13 protein-coding genes and 1 riboswitch are annotated in these 19,073 nt (G+C 69.2%); of the genes, 12 read left to right on the forward strand and 1 reads right to left on the reverse strand.

The window, feature by feature from the left end; genetic code table 11:
• Positions 1-64: 64 nt before the first annotated feature.
• The 10 genes from HMPREF2883_RS10900 (at position 65) to HMPREF2883_RS10945 (ending at position 13,343) form a co-directional block, all read left to right on the forward strand.
• A complete protein-coding gene (locus HMPREF2883_RS10900; RefSeq protein ID WP_070662317.1) occupies positions 65-433 on the forward strand; it encodes a hypothetical protein in 369 nt (122 codons plus the stop codon).
• A 64-nt stretch (positions 434-497) separates the two neighbouring features.
• Positions 498-582: riboswitch (SAM riboswitch) on the forward strand.
• A 4-nt stretch (positions 583-586) separates the two neighbouring features.
• Positions 587-1,798, forward strand: a complete 1,212-nt coding sequence (locus HMPREF2883_RS10905) for a methylenetetrahydrofolate reductase (protein WP_070662217.1) — start codon at positions 587-589, stop codon at positions 1,796-1,798.
• Positions 1,795-4,188 carry a 5-methyltetrahydropteroyltriglutamate--homocysteine S-methyltransferase gene (gene metE, locus HMPREF2883_RS10910; RefSeq protein ID WP_081381243.1) on the forward strand — a complete coding sequence of 798 codons (2,394 nt, stop codon included), beginning with the start codon at positions 1,795-1,797 and terminating at the stop codon, positions 4,186-4,188. Before HMPREF2883_RS10905 ends, metE begins: the two co-directional genes overlap by 4 nt.
• An 80-nt stretch (positions 4,189-4,268) precedes the next feature.
• Complete coding sequence (gene hisD, locus HMPREF2883_RS10915; RefSeq protein WP_070662220.1) at positions 4,269-5,636, forward strand: histidinol dehydrogenase; 1,368 nt, start codon at positions 4,269-4,271, stop codon at positions 5,634-5,636.
• A 353-nt stretch (positions 5,637-5,989) separates the two neighbouring features.
• Entirely contained in the window at positions 5,990-6,238 is a 249-nt protein-coding gene (locus tag HMPREF2883_RS10920) for a hypothetical protein (protein WP_256277449.1), read from the forward strand.
• Positions 6,238-7,800, forward strand: a complete 1,563-nt coding sequence (locus HMPREF2883_RS10925; RefSeq protein ID WP_070662226.1) for a glycosyltransferase family 2 protein — start codon at positions 6,238-6,240, stop codon at positions 7,798-7,800. Before HMPREF2883_RS10920 ends, HMPREF2883_RS10925 begins: the two co-directional genes overlap by 1 nt.
• Positions 7,797-8,516 (forward strand): hypothetical protein, encoded by a 720-nt coding sequence (locus tag HMPREF2883_RS10930; RefSeq protein WP_081384584.1) that lies wholly within the window; start codon positions 7,797-7,799, stop codon positions 8,514-8,516. Before HMPREF2883_RS10925 ends, HMPREF2883_RS10930 begins: the two co-directional genes overlap by 4 nt.
• Before the next feature lie 84 nt (positions 8,517-8,600).
• Positions 8,601-9,803 (forward strand): non-hydrolyzing UDP-N-acetylglucosamine 2-epimerase, encoded by a 1,203-nt coding sequence (gene wecB / locus HMPREF2883_RS10935; protein WP_070662229.1) that lies wholly within the window; start codon positions 8,601-8,603, stop codon positions 9,801-9,803.
• Complete coding sequence (locus HMPREF2883_RS10940) at positions 9,800-11,755, forward strand: DUF2334 domain-containing protein (RefSeq protein ID WP_070662232.1); 1,956 nt, start codon at positions 9,800-9,802, stop codon at positions 11,753-11,755. Before wecB ends, HMPREF2883_RS10940 begins: the two co-directional genes overlap by 4 nt.
• Before the next feature lie 94 nt (positions 11,756-11,849).
• Positions 11,850-13,343 carry a Tat pathway signal sequence gene (locus HMPREF2883_RS10945; protein ID WP_070662234.1) on the forward strand — a complete coding sequence of 498 codons (1,494 nt, stop codon included), beginning with the start codon at positions 11,850-11,852 and terminating at the stop codon, positions 13,341-13,343.
• 65 nt (positions 13,344-13,408) lie between these two features.
• On the opposite strand, the gene HMPREF2883_RS10950 is transcribed toward HMPREF2883_RS10945, so the two are convergent.
• A complete protein-coding gene (locus HMPREF2883_RS10950; RefSeq protein ID WP_081384585.1) occupies positions 13,409-15,715 on the reverse strand; it encodes a RecQ family ATP-dependent DNA helicase in 2,307 nt (768 codons plus the stop codon).
• A gap of 326 nt (positions 15,716-16,041) precedes the next feature.
• On the opposite strand from HMPREF2883_RS10950, the gene HMPREF2883_RS10955 reads away from it, so the two are divergent.
• Together HMPREF2883_RS10955 and HMPREF2883_RS10960 are read left to right on the forward strand one after the other, a co-directional pair.
• Positions 16,042-17,001 carry a MarR family winged helix-turn-helix transcriptional regulator gene (locus HMPREF2883_RS10955; RefSeq protein ID WP_070662237.1) on the forward strand — a complete coding sequence of 320 codons (960 nt, stop codon included), beginning with the start codon at positions 16,042-16,044 and terminating at the stop codon, positions 16,999-17,001.
• Between the two features lie 42 nt (positions 17,002-17,043).
• A complete protein-coding gene (locus tag HMPREF2883_RS10960; protein WP_070662239.1) occupies positions 17,044-18,969 on the forward strand; it encodes a cation:proton antiporter in 1,926 nt (641 codons plus the stop codon).
• The last annotated feature ends 104 nt before the right edge of the window (positions 18,970-19,073 follow it).

The following is a 19,073-nucleotide window of genomic DNA, read 5'->3' on the forward strand; positions in this document are numbered from 1 at the left end:
CTCGGGGTGGAGGTGCAGCGAGGACTAGCTTGTGACGAGCCCGGACAACCCGGATCATTACACCGTGACTGAGTCGCTCGCCATCACCGTCGGTGACTACTTCCCAGTGGGGGACAGGATGCGCCGACTCACCCCGAGGCTGGCTGAGGCCACCAACGCAGCACGCTCCGTTCTGATAGAGGTCGCTCAGCACCGTGAGGTCATCACCTACGGCGAGCTCAGTGACTCGATCGGACGGGGCGTGCTGCCGCGTCATATGGGGCCGTTGCTCTCCATGATCGGTCACGACTGCGCTGCTCGCGGCGAACCAAGTCTGGCCTCCCTGGTGGTCTCAGCGGCCACGGGAGAGGTTGGCACCAGGGACGCGAGCTGGGCCCCGCCGCAGCGCCTCGCCTGCTGGGCGGCCTGGGATGAGAACCAGGCCAACGGCTGAGCGGAGCAGTTCTCGCTATATGGGACGACGGCGAGGTCGTAGAACCGTCGTGGTTTGATACGCTCGACCATCCAGAGCGGCCGAGAGACCTGGCTCCATGACGCCGCAGCAACCCGGTACGCGGGTGCTTCAGCCAGGACCGATGGAGACGATGTGCACGACAACGAGCCCACCGGGCCCACCGCCGCGGCAGGTGGCCGCGCAGGGGACCTGAACAGCGCCGAGACCGGAACCGCCCGGCGACTGCCCACCGTCAGCCTGGAGCTGTTCCCCCCTCGACCGGGTAAGGCCGCCTCGGCCACCTGGGGCCGCATTGACAGGCTTCTGGCCACCGGGCCCGACTTCGTCTCGGTGACCTACCGACCGACCTTCGTCACAGACCCCGCTGACGGGATCAGCAGCGGCGGGTATGAAGGGAGCGCGCATGAGTCGGAGGCGGGCCGATGCCAGGTTGCGCCCCGCGTGCGCGCGGTCCAGGAGCAGACCAACCCCTCCGAGTGCGTGCTCGCCCACGTGCTGGAGTCCAGCACCATCCCCCTCATGGCGCACCTGACCTGCATCGGCTACCGCAAGCAGGAGGCCGTCGACATTGTCACCCGCTTCCTTCGGATGGGAGTGCGGCGCTTCCTCGCTCTGCGCGGTGACCCGCCGGCCGGCACCCGGGCCGACGACGTCGCCGGGGAGCTGCGCCACGCCGACGACCTCGTCCGGGTCATCCGGGAGGTCGAGGCCGACTTCTTCGGTGACGGCAGACGCCACGTCACGATCGCCGTGGCCGCCTACCCGGCCACCAGCGATCACATCGAGGCCATCGAGGTCCTGGCCGCCAAGCAGGCCGCCGGGGCTGACATGGCGATCACCCAGGTGTTCTACGACGCGGCCGACTACATGGCGCTGACCAACGCCGCCTCCTACGCGGGAGTGAGCATCCCGATTCTTCCCGGGGTGATCCCGCTGACCGACCTGCGTCGGCTCACCCGCCTTGAGGCGCTCACCGGGGTTCGCGTGCCCGCCGGCCTGCGTTCCACACTGGGATCGGCCAGCGGCGCCACCCTCGTGGAACGCGGCATCGGCGCGACGCTCGACCTGGCCACCGCGCTGCTGCGCGCCGGGGCCCCCGGACTGCACCTGTACACCTTTAACCGCACTCGCCCGGCCCTCGACGTCATCAGCCACCTGCGTCTGGGGGGCATCCTGGCCGGAGCCGCGCCCGACCGGGAGGTGCGCGATGCCGTCGACCGCGGATACCTTCAGGCCACGCCCGGCCGAGGCCCCTCCTTCCTGCGCCGCGGCTCTCCCGGTGCAGCACTGTCTTCCCTCCACCCCGTCCAGCCCCACACCACCATCACCAAGGAGAATGCATGAGCGCCACCCCTGAGTCGGTCGCCCCCGCCTCACCGGCTGAGATCACCGTGACCGAGTCACAGGTCCCCTCCACCCCCCTGCCGGGGGCCACCATCCTGGGATACCCCCGCATCGGAAGGGACCGTGAGCTCAAACGCGCCGTGGAATCCTTCTGGAAAGGGAACCTGAGTGTCGATGAGCTCAGGCACGCCGCCGCCGAGCTGCGCGGGGCGACCCGCTCGCGCCTGACGGACCTGGGGCTGACTCAGCCCGCCTCGGTGCCGGCGGACTTCACCCTCTACGACCAGGTTCTCCAGGTGACCGCCACCCTGGGGGCCGCGCCCGCCCGCTTCCGCGACCTGCTGGACGCCGACGGCGCCCTCGACATCGAGGGCTACTTCACCCTGGCCCGCGGTGAAGGAGCCCGCCCGGCCATGGAGATGACCAAGTGGCTGGACTCCAACTACCACTACCTGGTCCCCGAGATCGACGCCTCCACCCCCATCGGCTACGTCGACACCGCCATCGCCGACCAGGTCCGCGAGGCCAAGGCCGCTGGGATCGAGGTGCGCCCCGTCGTCGTAGGACCGGTGAGCTACCTGCTCATGGCCAAGCCCTCCGACGAGGCGGCCGAGGACTTCCACCCCCTGGACCGTCTCAGCGACGTCCTGCACGCCTACGGCCATCTCCTCATGGACCTGCACCAGGCCGGTGCCACCTGGGTCCAGCTCGACGAGCCCGCCCTGGTCTCCGACTCCTGGAACGTGGAGCGCCAGCGAGTCCTTGACGCCGTGCGCGACGCCTACACCTGGCTGGGCGCCATCGTGGAGCGCCCCCAGATCCTGGTGGCCGGAACCTACGGCTCCCTGGGCGACGCGCTGCCCGTGCTCGGTCAGGCCCCGATCGAGGCCGTGGGCCTCGACCTCGTGGCGGGCGCCCTGCCCGAGGCCGGCGACCTGGCCGCCCTGGAGGGCAAGGCCGTCGTCGCCGGTGTCGTCTCAGGACGCAACATCTGGCGCACCGACCTGAACCGGGCCATGGACGTGCTCGAGCAGCTGCGCCAGCGCCTTCCCGAGGGCACCCCCATCACCGTGGCGACCTCCACCTCCTTGCAGCACGTGCCGCACGACGTCGAGCGCGAGACCGCCATCGATGCGGAGATCCGCTCCTGGCTCGCCTTCGCCGACCAGAAGGTCGGTGAGGTCATCACCCTGGCCAAGGGCCTGGAGCAGGGTCGTGACGCCATTGCCGCAGAGCTGGCCCAGGACGCCGACCTGCGCAAGCAGCGCGCCGCCCACCCGGGCGTGCACCGCGACGAGGTCCGCGCCGCCGTCGAGGCCGTCACGGACGCCGACCGCACCCGCGCCCCCTACGCCGAGCGCAAGGCGGCCCAGGACGAGCGCCTCGGCCTTCCCGAGCTTCCCACCACCACCATCGGCTCCTTCCCCCAGACCGCCGAGATCCGTAAGGCCCGGGCCGCCTGGCGCAAGGGGGAGATCGACGACGCCGCCTACGACGCCGCCATGCGCGCCGAGATCGCCAACGTCGTCGCCCTTCAGGAACGCCTCGGTCTGGACGTCCTGGTCCACGGCGAGGCCGAGCGCAACGACATGGTCCAGTACTTCGCCGAGCTGCTCGACGGCTTCGTGACCACGGAGCACGGCTGGGTCCAGTCCTACGGCTCGCGCTGCACCCGCCCCTCCATCCTGTGGGGCGATGTCGCCCGTCCCGAGCCCATGACGGTCGCCTGGTCGGCCTACGCCCAGTCCCTGACCGACAAGCCCCTCAAGGGCATGCTCACCGGCCCGGTGACGATCATGGCCTGGTCCTTCGTGCGCGACGACATCCCGCGCGCCCAGGTCGCCGACCAGCTGGGCCTGGCCCTGCGCGCGGAGGTGGCGGACCTTGAGGCCGCCGGCATCGGCGTCATCCAGGTCGACGAGCCCGCCATCCGCGAGACCCTGCCGCTGCGGCGCGCCGACCGCCCCGCCTACCTGGAGTGGTCGGTCGGCTCCTTCCGCCTGGCCACCGGAGGGGCGGCTCCCGCCACCCAGATCCATACCCACCTGTGCTACTCGGAGTTCGACGTCGTTATCGACGCGGTCGACCACCTCGACGCCGACGTGACCTCCATCGAGGCCTCCCGCTCGCGCATGGACATCCTGCCCGCGGTGGCCGAGCACGGCTTCGAGCGGCAGCTCGGCCCGGGTGTGTGGGACATCCACTCCCCGCGCGTGCCCAGCCAGGCCGAGTGCACCGAGCTGCTCCAGCGGGCCGTCGCGGCCCTGGGCGCCGAGAAGGTCTGGGTCAACCCCGACTGCGGTCTCAAGACCCGGGCCTACGCCGAGACCGAGGCGAGCCTGACCAGCATGGTCGGCGCCGCCCGCGCCGTGCGCGAGATGAGTCTCTGACTCAACCGCAGGTGTGAGGCGGCCCGGGAGACAACGTGCTCTCCCGGGCCGCCTTGTGCATGGCCTGTAGGCTTACGGGCATGCTCACCCGCACCGATCTGCGCAGCACCCGACTCTCCGCACGCCAGCTGGCACAGACCCTGCCCCGGGCCACCCTTGACGTCACCGCCGCCCAGGCCGCAGTGGCTCCACTCATCGAGGACGTCCGATCCCGGGGAGCGGCCGCACTGCGTGACGCCGCCGAGCGCTTCGACGGCGTGCGACCCGTTCACCTGCGTGTGCCCGCTGCTGCCATCGCCCAGGCGCTCGACGGCCTGGACCCCGCGGTGCGCGAGGCCCTCGAGCTGTCCATCGCCCACAACCGGGCCGGGCACACCGCCCAGGTGCCCGCCGAGCGCACCACGGAGGTGGTCCCCGGCGGCACCGTCACCCAACGCTGGATCCCCGTTGAAAGGGTCGGGCTCTACGTTCCCGGAGGGCTGGCCGTCTACCCCTCCAGCGTGGTGATGAACGCGGTGGCCGCCCAGGTCGCCGGCGTCGAGCAGATCGCCCTGGCCAGCCCGCCTCAGGCCGAGTTCGCCGGTCTGCCCCACCCCACGATCCTGGCGGCGTGCGCGCTGCTGGGGATCACCGAGGTCTACGCCGTCGGCGGCGCCCAGGCCATCGCGATGCTCGCCTACGGTGCCGACGCCCAGGACGACACCGACCGCGCGGATGCCGGGGGAGAGGTCCTGTGCCGGGGTGTGGACGTCATCACCGGTCCCGGCAACATCTACGTGGCGGCCGCCAAGCGAGCCGTCATGGGAAGGGTTGGCATCGACGCTGAGGCGGGTCCTACCGAGATCGCCGTCCTGGCAGACGCCGGGGCCGACCCCGAGTACGTGGCCGCCGACCTGCTCTCCCAGGCGGAACACGATCCCAATGCCGGCAGTGTCCTCATCACCGACTCCCCGGAGCTGGCCGACGCCGTCGATGCGGCACTCGAGCGCAGACTCAGCGAGACCCGGCACCGGGAGCGGGCAACGACCGCCCTGAGGGGACCGCAGTCGGGCACCGTCCTGGTGCGCGACCTCGCGCAGGCCATCGAGGTCGCCGACGCCTACGCAGCCGAGCACCTGGAGATCCACACCTTCGATGCCCCTCAGGTCGCGCGCCGGATCCGCAACGCCGGCGCCATCTTCATCGGACCCTACAGCCCTGTGCCCCTGGGCGACTACCTGGCCGGCTCCAACCACGTCCTTCCCACCGGTGGGACTGCCCGGTTCGCTGCCGGACTGAACGTGATGGCCTTCCTCAAACCGGTGCAGCTCATCGAGTACAGCGCGAGCGCCCTGGAGGCCATGACACCGGCACTGGAGGTCCTGGCGAGCTGTGAGGATCTGCCCGCCCACGGTGAGGCGGCCCGTGCCCGCCAGACAGTGAAAAAGGCTGCTGACCACGCATTGTGAGAACGAACTGTGATCTACTCGTGACCATCTCCTGATGCGTCAGACGGGTGGGGACGGTGCAGGCCTGGATTCATTGACGATTCAAGTGGCGGAATCCCGCCACTTTCAGTCCTTGTGAGCCATCTCCAAGAGGACGCTTATTGCATGGTCGAATGGCACAGTGTTGCAAAGCGTTACTCTATTGTTATATTTGGTGGTGACGCACGGTGCGCCGTGCCCGACGGGCTGAGTTCCCACATCCCGTCATCCCCGGGCGCGTCGCACCGAGGCGTTGGTACCGACTAGAACTGCTCGCGAATGCGGTGATGACAGTCGGTATCGGCCCTACCCCTTGGATCCAGATGGATGGCCTCATGCACTACTCCCCATTCGCAGCCGGAACCGGACTGTTCGTCGTGTGGTATGTCGCCCCGGCAGGTTCCCCTCCCGCTCTCGTCGCTCGTTTCCTCATTGACTGCGCCGGGCTGGTGTTCGTCGCCATCCTGGCCTTCTTCCTGCTGACCAATCTCTATGGCGCGGCCCGCGCCCTGCTCCCGCGCCCCCGGCGCACCGCCGGACGCCACGTCCAGCAGCGCAGCGGCCTGATGAGTCTGCGAGCGTGATGAGGACCCAGGCCCCGCTTCCGTCTATGAGCTTCGATTCCTCAAGCCCCCTGGGAATCCTCGACCGCATCGGTTGGTGGGGTGCCCTGGGGATGATCGCAGTCGCTCTCGCCTACACCTTCTTCATGCTCGTCGCCTCGCGCGGTGCCCCACGGCACGGCGGGCCCTCGCACCCCGATGCCCCGCTGCTCATCGTCATCCTCATGCCCTGCCTCAACGAGGCGGAGGTCATCGGTGCCAGTGTCAGACGGCTCACCTCGATCCCGGACCCGGGCCTGCGCATCATGGTCATCGACGACGGCTCCGACGACGACACCGCCCAGGTGGCCACCCAGGCCGGCGACGAGCGTGTCGAGGTGGTTCGCCGTCGTCCTCCCCACGCCCGCCTGGGTAAGGGGGAGGCTCTCAACGACGCACTATCGATCGTGCGCTCCCGATGCACCACGGTGTCCTCCTCGCGGGTCGTCGTGGGAGTCATGGACGCCGACGGCAGGCTCGACCCCCACGCCATCGGGGAGGTGCGCAAGGCCTTCGCCCCGCAGGAGGTCGGCGCCGTCCAGATGGGGGTGCGCATCAACAACCGCTTCGGCTCCCTGCTCGCCCGCATGCAGGACATGGAGTTCGTGATCTTCACCGAGGTCTTCCAGCGAGGCCGGCGCCGAGTCCGCAGTGTCGGCATGGGCGGCAACGCCCAGTTCGTCCGCCTCAGCGCGCTCGACGCCCTGGGACCCCGGCCCTGGACCCGGTCGCTGACCGAGGACTTCGACCTGGGGATCCGGCTCAACGCCACCAGCTGGACCAACGAGTTCTGGCCCGCGGCCTCCGTTCACCAGCAGGGCGTGACCAGCATGCGCCGTCTCATGCGTCAGCGCACCCGCTGGTTCCAGGGAAACCTCCAGGCACTGCACCTGCTGCGCTCCGTGGCCCGCGAACAGCGCGGCCTGGGGCGGGCCGACACGCTCTGGCAGGTACTTACGCCCTACCTGCTCCTGACTGGCTCCCTGCTGACCCTGTCCTTCCTCATCACCATGGTGACCGCCGGTGTGGCCGCGGTCCTGAGGTGGGAGCAGTCATGGGCGTGGCTCGTGGGGGCCTATGTCATCGCCTTCGGCCCGGCGCTCATCTACGCCTGGATCTACTGGCGCATCGAGCGCAGCGAGGGTCTGAACCTGCTCAAGTCCGTGGGCTACGCGCACCTGTTCGTCCTCTATGGACTCCTTCCCAGCCTCTACGGCTGGCGAGCAGTCGCCCGGGAGCTGACCGGACGCACCGGGTGGGCCAAGACCGCGCGGGAGGCTGAACCGGCTCAAGGAGCGCAGGGCGCGCCCAGCGGGCCGGTGGCCGGCTCCCATGGAGCAGCAGCCGTGGGCTCACCGCTACCGAGCAAGCAGCGGCCGCCCAGCGAGCCGGCGAGGGTGGAGCCCCTGGCGGCCCCTCAGGGCACAGGTCCGGGCAGTGCGGTCCCGGCCGTCCCGGCCCGCCCCTTGCTGAACCCCACTGCTGTGATCGTGCGACGTCCCCGTCCTACAGCCAGCCGCCTGACCAATGAGGAGATGAGATGACAGTTGCCAACGCGCCTCAGCACGCAGGAGCCATCGACGGTTCTCGTCGCGGCAGGATCCTGCGTCGCGCCCTCCTGACGGTCTGCGTCCTGGCACTGGTTCTAGGAGTCACCGTGTACTGCCACGCCCGAGAGACAGGGACTGAGACGCCGGACTGCTCCCAGTGGGCGATCATCTTCGATGGTTATGGCGAGGCCTCGTGCTCCGAGGGCCTGCTGCGCCTCAAGCCGACATCGGCCAACTCCCATGACACGACCCACGCCGGTCTGGCCACCTCCACCACGGTCGAGATCGAGGCGGGAGGCGTCCAGACCATCCACACCACGATGACCACCGTCAAGCAGCTGCGAGAGGACGGCGAGCCCAATGCCTGGGAGGTCGCCTGGCTCCTGTGGAACTACACCGACAACAACCACTTCTACGCTCTGGCCCTCAAGCCCAACGGCTGGGAGATCTCCAAACAGGACACCGCCTACCCGGGATACCAGCGATTCCTGTCATCGGGCAACACACCCGTCTACCCACCCGGGGAGAGCCACGACGTCACCGTCACCATTGACACGACCAAGTCGTCGGAAGTCACCTTCACCATCATCGTGGACGGGCAGGAGCTCGGAACCGTCACCGACAAGCAGTCCCCCTACCGCTCCGGAACCGTGGCGGCCTACTGCGAGGACTCCGACGTCACCTTCACCCCGATCACCGAGGACAAGTAAGGCCTGCCCTTGACGACAGCGCCGGACTCAACCACCACTGAGGCCCACCTCGTCCCACTCCCGACACACGACCAGGAGAACCCCATGACAACCGACTCCACGCAAACGGGTGGCCCCCTGAGAGTCATGCTCGTTTACGGCACCCGCCCAGAGGCGATCAAGCTCGCCCCCCTGGTGGCAGCCATGCGCGACGACGAGCGTTTCAATCCGATCGTCGTCGTCACCGGGCAGCACCGTGAGATGCTCGACCAGGTGCACGAGTTCTTCGGAATCGTGCCCGACGACGACCTCGACATCCACTCGCCGGGACAGACCCTCACCCAGATCACCAACCGCTGTCTGCAAGGGGTGGGGCGGGCGATCGAGGCCCACCAGCCCGACGCCGTCATCGTCCAGGGGGACACCACCTCCGCCTTCGCCGCCGCGCTGTCGGCCTTCTACCACGAGGTGCCAGTCCTCCACGTCGAGGCCGGCCTGCGCACCGGGGACATCTCCTCACCCTTCCCCGAGGAGGCCAACCGGCGGCTCATCAGCCAGGTGACCACGCTGCACCTGTGCCCCACCACCACCAGCCGGGACAACCTGCTGCGCGAGAACACCGACCCGCAGACTGTCAGCGTCACCGGCAACACGGTCATCGACGCGCTCCTGGTCGCCGTCGACCGTCGGGTCCCACCACCGGATGAGGAGCTGGCCGCAGCACTGAAGGACGCCTCCCGGCGAGTCGTGCTCGTCACCGCCCACCGCCGTGAGTCCTGGGGCGAGCCGATGCGGGCCATCGGCCGCGCCGTCGCGCGCCTGGCCGACAGGCATCCCGAGGTGCTCTTCGTGCTGCCGGTCCACCGCAACCCCAAGGTTCGCGAGGACCTCCTGCCTCAGATCGAGGGCCACGCCAACGTCATCTGGTGCGATCCGCTGGAGTACGGCGCCTTCTGCGCACTCATCGACCGCTGCGACGTCGTGCTCACCGACTCCGGCGGCGTCCAGGAGGAGGCCCCCGCGCTGTCCAAGCCCGTCCTGGTCATGCGGGACAACACCGAGCGTCCCGAGGCCGTCGCCTTCGGGGTCGCCGAGCTGGTCGGAACCGGCGAGGAGCGCATCGTTGAGAGAGTCTCCGCCCTGCTGACCGACGAGGCGGCCTACACAGCCATGGCCCAGGCCGCCAACCCCTACGGCGACGGACACGCGTGCAAGCGCATCCTGGCCGCCACCGCAGCCCTGTTCGGCCGCGGTGTCCCCCTTCCCGAGTTCGAACCTGTTCCCACCTCATCGAAGGAGCGTTCATGATCCTCCCGACCCTTGTGTCTGCACGACGGCGCCGCTGCGCACTGGCCGCCATCGCGGTGTGCCTGGGCAGCTCCATCGCCGCAGTGGGCCCTGCTCAGGCCGCCCCCACCGCTGGCGCGCAGCCTCCCGTGGCGGTCCAGGCCGCCGCGGCCAAGCCCGCCGGCGGGGCCCAGGCCAACGACGCCGACCCGGCCAAGAAACCACTTCCGGCTCCGCCCGAGCCGGCCGCCGCGGCCAAGAAGGAGCTCCCCCTCAAGGGCAACAAGCAGGCAGACGTGGACCTCAACAAGCCCGCGCCCGCCGCGGGACAGGTCAAGATCCGTGACCTGAAGCAGAACGCGCCCGAGGTCCCTGCCGGCGCGGTGACCTTCTCCAACCAGGAGGCGGGGCCGGCATCGACCCTGGTCCTGTTCGACACCACCGGGGACTACGCCAAGCTGGGGGAGTACTACGCCCTGAGCATGGGCACCCTGGCCAGCCACTCCGGGACTGTGACGACCCTCCCGGTCAAGGACTACGTCGCCGGCCTGGCCGGTCGCTTCACCAACGTGGTCTACATCGGCTCCACCTACGACGAGCCCCTGCCGCGGGCCTTCATCGACGACACCCTGACCGGCAACATCCCGGTCATGTGGTCCGGCTTCAACATCTGGCAGCTGGCTAAGACCGACGCTGACCGCGCCGCCTTCACCCAGCGCTACGGCTGGGACGCCGCCACCTCCTACATCGACTCCACCGACCGGGTCACCAAGATCAGCTACAACGGCGCCTCCCTGAAGCGCAACGAGCTCAACACCGGTGGCATCATCGCCCCACACATCACCCGCGAGAAGGACGTCAAGGTCCTCGGGCGCGCCGAGTGCTCCAAGCCCGGCGGAGCGGCCACCGCCTGCGCCTCCGTCGCCCAGTCCGGCACCAGCTCCTTCCCCTGGGCGGTCAGCTCCTCGGGAATGACCTTCATCGGTGAGATCCCCCTGACCTACCTGGGTGAGCAGGACCGCTACATCGCAGCCGCCGACATCCTCCTGGACTTCCTCCAGCCCGGTGCCCAGCAGTTCCGTCAGGCCGCTGTGCGCCTGGAGGACGTGACCCCGGACAGCGACCCCGAGGAGCTGCAGGCGATCGTCGACTACTTCTACAGCCAGAACGTGCCCTTCCAGATGGCCGTGGTGCCCAAGTACATCGACCCCAAGGGCACTGAGAACGACGGGGAGCCCAAGGAGCTCACTCTTGAGGACGCTCCGGAGCTGGTGGCCGTCATCCAGGACGCGGTGAACAAGGGCGGAACGATCGTTCAGCACGGCACCACTCACCAGTTCGGGACCCTGGACAACCCCTACAACGCCGTCTCCGCCGACGACTTCGAGTTCATCCGCTCGTGGTGCTCGGCCACCAACGACACCAAGGCCCCGGCCATCGACTGCCAGGACAAGTCCTTCGTCCAGATCGGGGGCGCCCTGCCCGGTACCTCCCAGGAATGGGCCTCCGAGCGCGTGGATCAGGGACGCCAAATCTTCGGGGAGGTCGACCTGCCGACTCCGGAGATCTTCGAGACCCCGCACTACTCGGCCACCCGTGAGGCCTACTACGGAATCGGCGAGCACTACCCGGTGCGCTACGAGCGCGAGCTCCTCTACGCCGGTACCCTGACCAACACCCAGGCCGGTCCGTTCGACTACTACGGGCAGTTCTTCCCCTACGCGGTCAACGACCCCTACGGGGCCCACGTCCTGCCCGAGAACCTGGGCAACTTCGAGCCCAACGAGATCAACCAGCACCCGCCGCGCCTGGCTCAGGAGATCATCGACGCCGCCAAGCTCAACCTGGTCAACACTCACGCCACCGCCAGCTTCTTCTTCCACCCCTACTACCCGCTGGCCGAGCTGAAGAAGATCGTCGCCGGCATCAAGGCCGAGGGGTACACCTTCGTGCCGGCCTCGGAGCTGAGATGACCACGACGCCGACTGTGAGATTCAGCGGTCTCGGAATCACGGACATGAGACCGTTCGGTCGAAATGTCTCTCACAAGACTGGAATACTGCTTCCATGACATTTGAGACCAACCGCAGAAGGATGCTGGCGCTCCTGGGCACTGGAATTCTGGGAGCGTCAGTGTCCTCCTGCGGGCACGCGAACGTGACCCCGCCGGCCGTGGGGGACGGGGCCACCACCCACCTGAGCCTTCACATCAGTGATGCTCAGGGCAACGCCCTCAACCTCGAGGCGCTGCGACGCATTCAGTCCAACGGCAAGGGCGAGGTCGGCTATGACGACGCGCTGCTGGATGCCAAGACCCTGGAGGTCATCGCCGTCGGCCCGCTCTACCAGGACGAGGGCGGTGCCATCGGCATCGATGTGCCCACCGGGCGTGAGTGCACTCTGACCATGTCGTGGCCGACCAGCCACGGGTACTCGGCACTCATGGCGGATCTGCCGGCCTCCGGCGAGCACGATCTCCTGGAGCTGGCGGCCCGAACCCTCCACGAGAGGCAGCCCGAGCGCCTCCAGCAGGCCACCGCGAAGGGCTTCAAGGGGGCTGACGAGGCGGGAAAGCTGCGCGCCTCCGCCCAGCAGTCCCTGGACTCCTGTTCCAAGGCCCAGTCCTGGACGGAGCGGGGCCGCCTGGCGAACTCCGCCCTGGAGTCGGCCGCAGGGGCCCAGCTCTCCCTGGACCGGGTGCTGGCCGCTCAGGCGCCGCAGGACGCCGTCATCGGAGTGACCTTCACTCGGGTGCCCACATCCGCGGAGGTTGCCGCCGCGCTAGCCCCCAGCGGCCCGGGAGGCGGCAAGCGGAAGGTGTCGGCCCGTCTCGTGATCGGTGACCCCAATGACGCCGAGGAGATGGCCGGCTGGCGCAGCACGGTGGAGGCCCTGCACGCGCAGGGCGGCCAGGCCCTGGCCCAGATCTGCGACTCCCACGACATGGTCTCCCTGACCGACTCCGCCTGGGACACGCGGGTCGACACCCTCATCAAGGCGCTTCCCAACGTCGACGCCTGGGAGGTCGGTAACGAGATCGGTGGGGACTGGCTGGGCGCCGGGCCGGTGGCCAAGGCCCAGCGAGCGGCTAAGGCTGTGCGTGAGCGCACCAGCGCCACGACGGTGCTGACCCTGTACTACCAGCTCGGGCAGGCGGACCCGGCGTACTCCCTGTTCAGCTATGCCGCCAAGGAGATCCCCGCATCGATCAGGGAGCTGGTTGACGTCGTGGGACTGTCCGTCTACCCCCAGCTCCATCCGCTGGGTACAGCAGCTGACCGAATCCTGAGCACCCTGGAGGCCGCCTTCGCCTCCTCCCGGCTTGCCGTGACCGAGCTCGGGTACGGGGGCGAGGACCTCAACACCGGCCCCTGGTGGTTCGGCTCGGCCTCCGACCCCGCGGTCGCCCGCACCGCCGTCGCCGAGCATGTCACTGGCGCGGCACTGGGGCGATCCGATGCCTGGGGAGCCCCCTTCTGGTGGTACTACCTCGAGGACCAGGTCGGAACCCCCGGGGGCCAGGTGGCTCCGGCGCTGGCCGCCGTCTCCACTGGTTTCTAGGGCACTGGGCTCCTAGGACACCGGGGCCGGTGGGCGATGCCTGTTCAGGCAGTGCCCACCGGCCCCTACCTCTGCGCCAGGACGAAGGGGTGGACCGCCGCCGCCCCCGCCTCACGCAGAAGGAAGGCCGACAGCGTGAGCGTCCAGCCGGAGTCGCTCCAGTCGTCCACGAGGACCACGACGCGCTCGCGCAGCTCTTCGAGGGCCTGAGCCGGCCACTCCTGGAGCGTCAGGCTTCGGGCCACCTGTGCCAGGCGAAATGCAGAGCCCACATCGTGCTGCGGCAGATCCTGACCGGCCAGACCCACGACGCCCAGGGCCTGTGCGCCCAGCCGTGTGGCCACGGCGTGCCCCAGCTGGCGGACCATGCCGGGGCGGGTGCGGGAGTCCACGACGACGACGGCCGGCGGCCTGCTCGGGCGGCTCACCCCGGCGGCGTCCTGCTCATTGCGGATGATCTCAGCGAGCCGGTCCACCGCCTCAAGCACCTGAGGCCTGATCGCCACCGGGACCTCGCCGTCGGCGGCGGAGGACACCAGCTCGCGCAGCGCCACCGAGGTCCCCAACCCATCCAGCCTGCCCACCGCCAGCCCGGTCGCAGCCTGACGGTCGGCTCCGATGCGGCCCTTGAGATGGCTCAGGCCCAGTCGATCCATCCCGGTAGGCCACTGGCGGCGCGCCCGCAGCTCGACCCCTGCGCGCCCCAGCGCCGCTCGGGCGGCACCGACCTGCTCCTGGTCGGGGACGTCAGGCAGGTCCAGGCCCCCGCACAGGTCGCAGGCTCCGCAGCGCCATCCCGGCTCAAACTGGGGGTCATCGAGCACCGACCTGAGGAAGGCCATCCGGCAGGGGGATGAGCCCTGCCCGGGGGCAGGAGCGGCCCCGAGACGCTCATAGGTGAGCATCGCCTCCTGCTCGGCTCGGCGCGCGGCCTCGACTCGCGCATAACGCTCGGCGTCATAGCACCAGGGCCGGCCAGTGGACTCCCAACCGCCACGAACCCGGCGCACGGCGCCGTCAACGTCAAGGACCTTGAGCGTGGACTCCAGCCGGCTGCGTCGCAACGAGGTCACCGTCTCCAGCACCGCTGTGGACGCCGCCCCACCGCCCGCGGCCCTGCGCTCCTCCAGGGCGTCCAGGACCACGCGAACCTGCTCCTCGGGCGGGAAGCCTTGCGAGCCGAACCACTCCCAGATGGCCCGGTCCTCCGGGCCGGGCAGCAGGACCACCTCAGCCCGCTGCACACCACGACCGGCGCGACCCACCTGCTGGTAGTAGCTCACCGGTGAGGACGGAGCCCCCACGTGCACCACGAAGGCCAGGTCCGGCTTGTCGAAGCCCATCCCCAGAGCGGAGGTGGCCACCAGCGCCCTGACCCGGTTGGCCTTGAGGTCCTCCTCCAGGCGCTCGCGCTCGGCGGCGTCGGTCTGCCCCGTGTAGGCGGCCACCTCCACGCCCGCCGCACGCAGGTACTCGGCGACCTCCTGCGCCGCCGAGACCGTCAGGCAGTAGACGATGCCGCTGCCGGGAGTGCGGCGGATGTAGGCGGTCAGCCAGGCCAGGCGGGAGGCGGCATCCGGCAGCATCCTGACCCCCAGGTGGAGAGAGTCGCGCTCCAGGGACCCCCGCAGCACCAGGACCTGCTCGCCGCCTGCCCCGCCTTCCTCCAGGGACGCCCCCAGCTGTTCAGCGACGTCGGCGCTGACCCGGTGGTTCGCGGTCGCCGTCGTCGCCAGAACCGGGGTGCGCGGCGGCAGGCCGGCCAGCAGGGTGCCGATGCGCCGGTAGTCGGGGCGAAAGTCATGGCCCCAGTCGGAGATGCAGTGGGCCTCGTCAATGACCACCAGCGCGGCGCTCGCAGCCAGATGGGGGAGCACCTCATCGCGGAAGACCGGGTTGTTGAGACGCTCCGGGGAGACCAGCAGGACATCGACCTCACCGGCGGCCACCTGGGCCTGAATCTCATCCCACTGGGTGACGTTGGCCGAGTTCATGGTCACGGCCCGGATCCCGGCGCGGCCTGCGGCGGTGACCTGGTCGCGCATGAGGGCCAGCAGCGGCGAGATGATGACGCTGGCCCCGGTACCGGAGCGCGCACCGGGGGAGGGCGGCGGGACGCCCGGACGCCAGGCTCCCCAGCCCTCTCGCAGCAGGACCGTCGCCACGAAGTACACCGCCGACTTGCCCCACCCGGTGCGCTGGACCACCAGCGCGCGGCGGCGTGCGATGACAAGCGCCTCGATCGCCCGCCACTGGTCCTCACGCAGGTGCGCGTCGCTGCGACCAACGAGCTCGCGCAGGACGGCCTCGGCGCGCTCGCGAACAGGGCCGCCCGTCCCTGGGGATCCCGATGTCATGGTCGTCTGAGACATGCTGCAACGCTAACGCCAGCCGCTGACTTCCACTGCCGACTACCGGGTTCCACTGACGTCCATCGACGTGTCGGCGCGGCTGCGGCTGTCGACACAGGTTCCGGGACCGGTGCGGCCAGACCGTTTGAAGAGTGACTCACAACATACAGGTACCTGCCGAAACTCCTTGACCAAAATCGGAAGGTGCCTGTAGTTTTAGTGTCGTCAAGATACAACAGGCACCTTTCGAAGTGCAGTGCCGCACTGTCCGCGACGGCCGCGCGAACCGGTGTCGGCGGGAACGCCAGCAGATCCGCACGGGTGCCTTCACGAGTCAGGAGAAGCTCATGAATCCCAAGAGCATCAGGAACACCGAGCCGAGCACCACCTCACACGACACTCAACACGGCGCCTATCAAGGCGCTGAGACGGAGACCGATATGACGAACAGCTCCCACCCCCATGTTTCCAAGGCCGCTGACGGCGCGGCCTTGTCGCAGCACCCGCAGCGGGCCTCCCTTCACGAACGATTCCGGCGCTTGCAGCACCTCATGCGCCGCAGCCGCATGACGGCGCATCGCGACGGCCCCTTTGCCGACATCACGCGCGGCCGCGGCCGGGTTCTGGCCGCCCTGCGCATGCAGAGCCCGATCCCCACCCGAGACCTGGCCTTCCTCCTCGATATCCGCCAGCAGTCCCTCAACGAGCTTCTCAAGAAGCTCCAGACCGATGGCCTCATCGAGCGCAGGCCCAGTCAGGAGGATCGTCGGGTCATGGTCGTCCACCTCACCGAGGCCGGTCGCAGTACGCCACTGAGCGGGCCCAGAGCCGACTACCTCGAGTCTCTGACCGATGAGGAGGTCTCCACCTTGGTTCGGCTTCTCGACAAGATCATCGACTCCCTGGAGACTCAGCTCGGGCCGGATGAGGACGGTGAGCGCGGGCCGCGCTTCGCCGGCGCCCGTCGTCGTATGGGCGAGGAGCGCTTCGAGGCCATGATGCGCATGCGCGAGCACGGTTTCGGCCCCTTCAGCCCCTTCGGCCCCGGTCCCGCATTCGCTCCGGATTATGGCCCCGGCTTCGGCCCGGAGGTCGACGACGTCGACCCATCAGCGGACTGTGGCAGGCGACGTAGGCGGGCGGGCCACGGTGGGCCGCGCCGCGGGGGACGTCCCCGTCAAGGCGGCGACGCTCTTCTTGGAGAGGACTTTCCCGAGCGTGGGGACCGTAGGTTCAGAGCCGGTCGTGCACGGCGCACCCCTGGGGTAGGTATGGACTTCCCCGGCTTCACCGACCACGACTGCTGAAGCCCCAGCGTCATCGCCGATGCACTTGGATACCCTTGGCCCATGGACCTCCTCATCATCGCCGTGCTAGGCATTCTGGCCATTGCGGCGGCCTCTCAGCTCAGCGACCGCATCGGGGTCGCCCCGGCGCTGATCCTCCTGGCGGGTGGGACAGCGGTGGGCTTCCTGCCCTTCATCCCGGCGATCGAGCTGGACCCCCAGGTGGTCCTGGAAGGAGTCCTTCCGCCGCTGCTGTTCTCCACGGCGGTGAGCATCTCCACCATCAACTTCCGCCGCGAGCTCGTCCCGGTGGCGGTGCTGGCCATCCTGCTGGTGCCCCTGTCCGCCGCGGTGATCGGCGCGGTCCTCACCCTCCTGGTCCCGGGGCTCTCTCTGGCCTGGGCCATCGCCATGGGAGCGATCCTCAGCCCCACCGACGCCGTGGCCATCTCCATCGCCCGCCGGCTGGGAGTCTCCCAACGCATCATCACCGTCCTGGAAGGGGAAGGACTGCTTAACGACGCCACCGCACTGGTGGTCCTGTCCTCCGCCGTCTCAGCGGCAGCATCCGGCGGCGTCAGTGTCGGAGGCGTGCTGGGCGGCTTCGCCCTGGCGGTCCTCGTGGCCCTGGGAGTGGGCTGGCTCGTCGGCGAGGCGAGTCTGCGGGTGCGCTCCCACATCACCGACCCCACCGTGGACACGGTCGTGTCCTTCACCGTGCCCTTCCTCGCGGCGATCCCGGCCGAGCACATGCACGGCTCGGGCCTCGTGGCAGCCGTTGTCGCCGGGCTCATCACCGGCCACCGCGGCCCCCGGATGCTGCCACCCGCCCACCGGGTAGCCTCACGGACCAACTGGCACACCGTCGAGCTCACCCTGGAAGGACTCATCTTCCTGGTCATGGGGCTGGAGTTCTTCGGCATCGTGGAGAAGGTCGGCGCCTCAGCTCTCGGTGTTGTCCGGGCCATCGCGGTCGCTGTCATCGCTGGGGCGCTGACCGTCGTCATCCGGGCGCTCGTGGTGACACCCATGCTCAAGCTCCTCAGCCACCGGACCGCGCGCTGGGCGATCCACTGGCAGGAGAACGCGGAGGCCATCCACCAGTTCCAGAATCGCTGCTCGGCCATCGTGCGTGGAGAGGCCGAGATGCCCCCGGTTCCCTGGGACCGGCGCCCCTTCGCGCAGGTCCAGCGCAAGCTCCGCCAGGCGACCAACCACGAGAGCATCGCCCGGCGCGCACGCAGCCTCTCCAGCCGGGTCAGACGCCGAGGCGCCGACCTGGACTACTTCGCAGCCGAGCCCCTGGGCACACGCGAGGGCGCCGTCATCGTCTGGGCGGGAATGCGCGGCGCCATCACCCTGGCAGCCGCCCAGACCCTGCCGATCACAGCGCCTCACTACTCCTTCCTCCTCCTGGTGGCCATGCTCGTGGCCGCCGGATCACTGACGATCCAAGGACTTTCGCTGCCCGCACTGGTCCGCGTCGTCAGACCCGCCATGGCCGGCCCCGCCGACGAGGAGGAGAAGGCCGCCGTCATCTTGCTGCTGGTCAACGCCGCCCGCGACGTCGCCTCCGTCGGTACTCGCGGCGCCTCCCAGCACACCGCACCCACCGGTGCCGCAGGCCCCGGCGCCTCGGGCGCTCAAACGACGACGAGCACTCCCGGGCTGGACAAGGTCTCACCGACTGCCCCCGACCCCGAGAACAACGAGAGCCTCAGCCCCACCACTGAGCAGCACGGCCTCGTACGCAGGCAGGGCAACGACGTCGTCGTCTCGCCAGCAGCCGTCGCCAAGGCCTGGACCGACCCCACCTGGCGCCACGACGACCTCGCCCCCATGCGAGAACGAGCCCTGGACATAATCCGAGCCCAGCGCGAAGCCCTTCTCGACGCCGGCGACGAGGGCCTCTACTCGGCCGACTCCCTGGAGCACGCCCTGAACCGCCTCGACTTTCAGGAGATCATGCTCACCAGCGAGCCGCACTGACAACGCCCCCAAGCAGGACGCTGCGACCGTCGCCCTCAGTGCCGAGAGCACTGTGTTGTCTCCTCATTTCTGAGACATGTGAGTGTCGTGGCTTCTGAGGCACT

Origin of the sequence: Actinomyces sp. HMSC075C01 (assembly GCF_001812965.1) — a bacterium.
GTDB classification, from domain to species: domain Bacteria; phylum Actinomycetota; class Actinomycetes; order Actinomycetales; family Actinomycetaceae; genus Actinomyces; species Actinomyces acetigenes.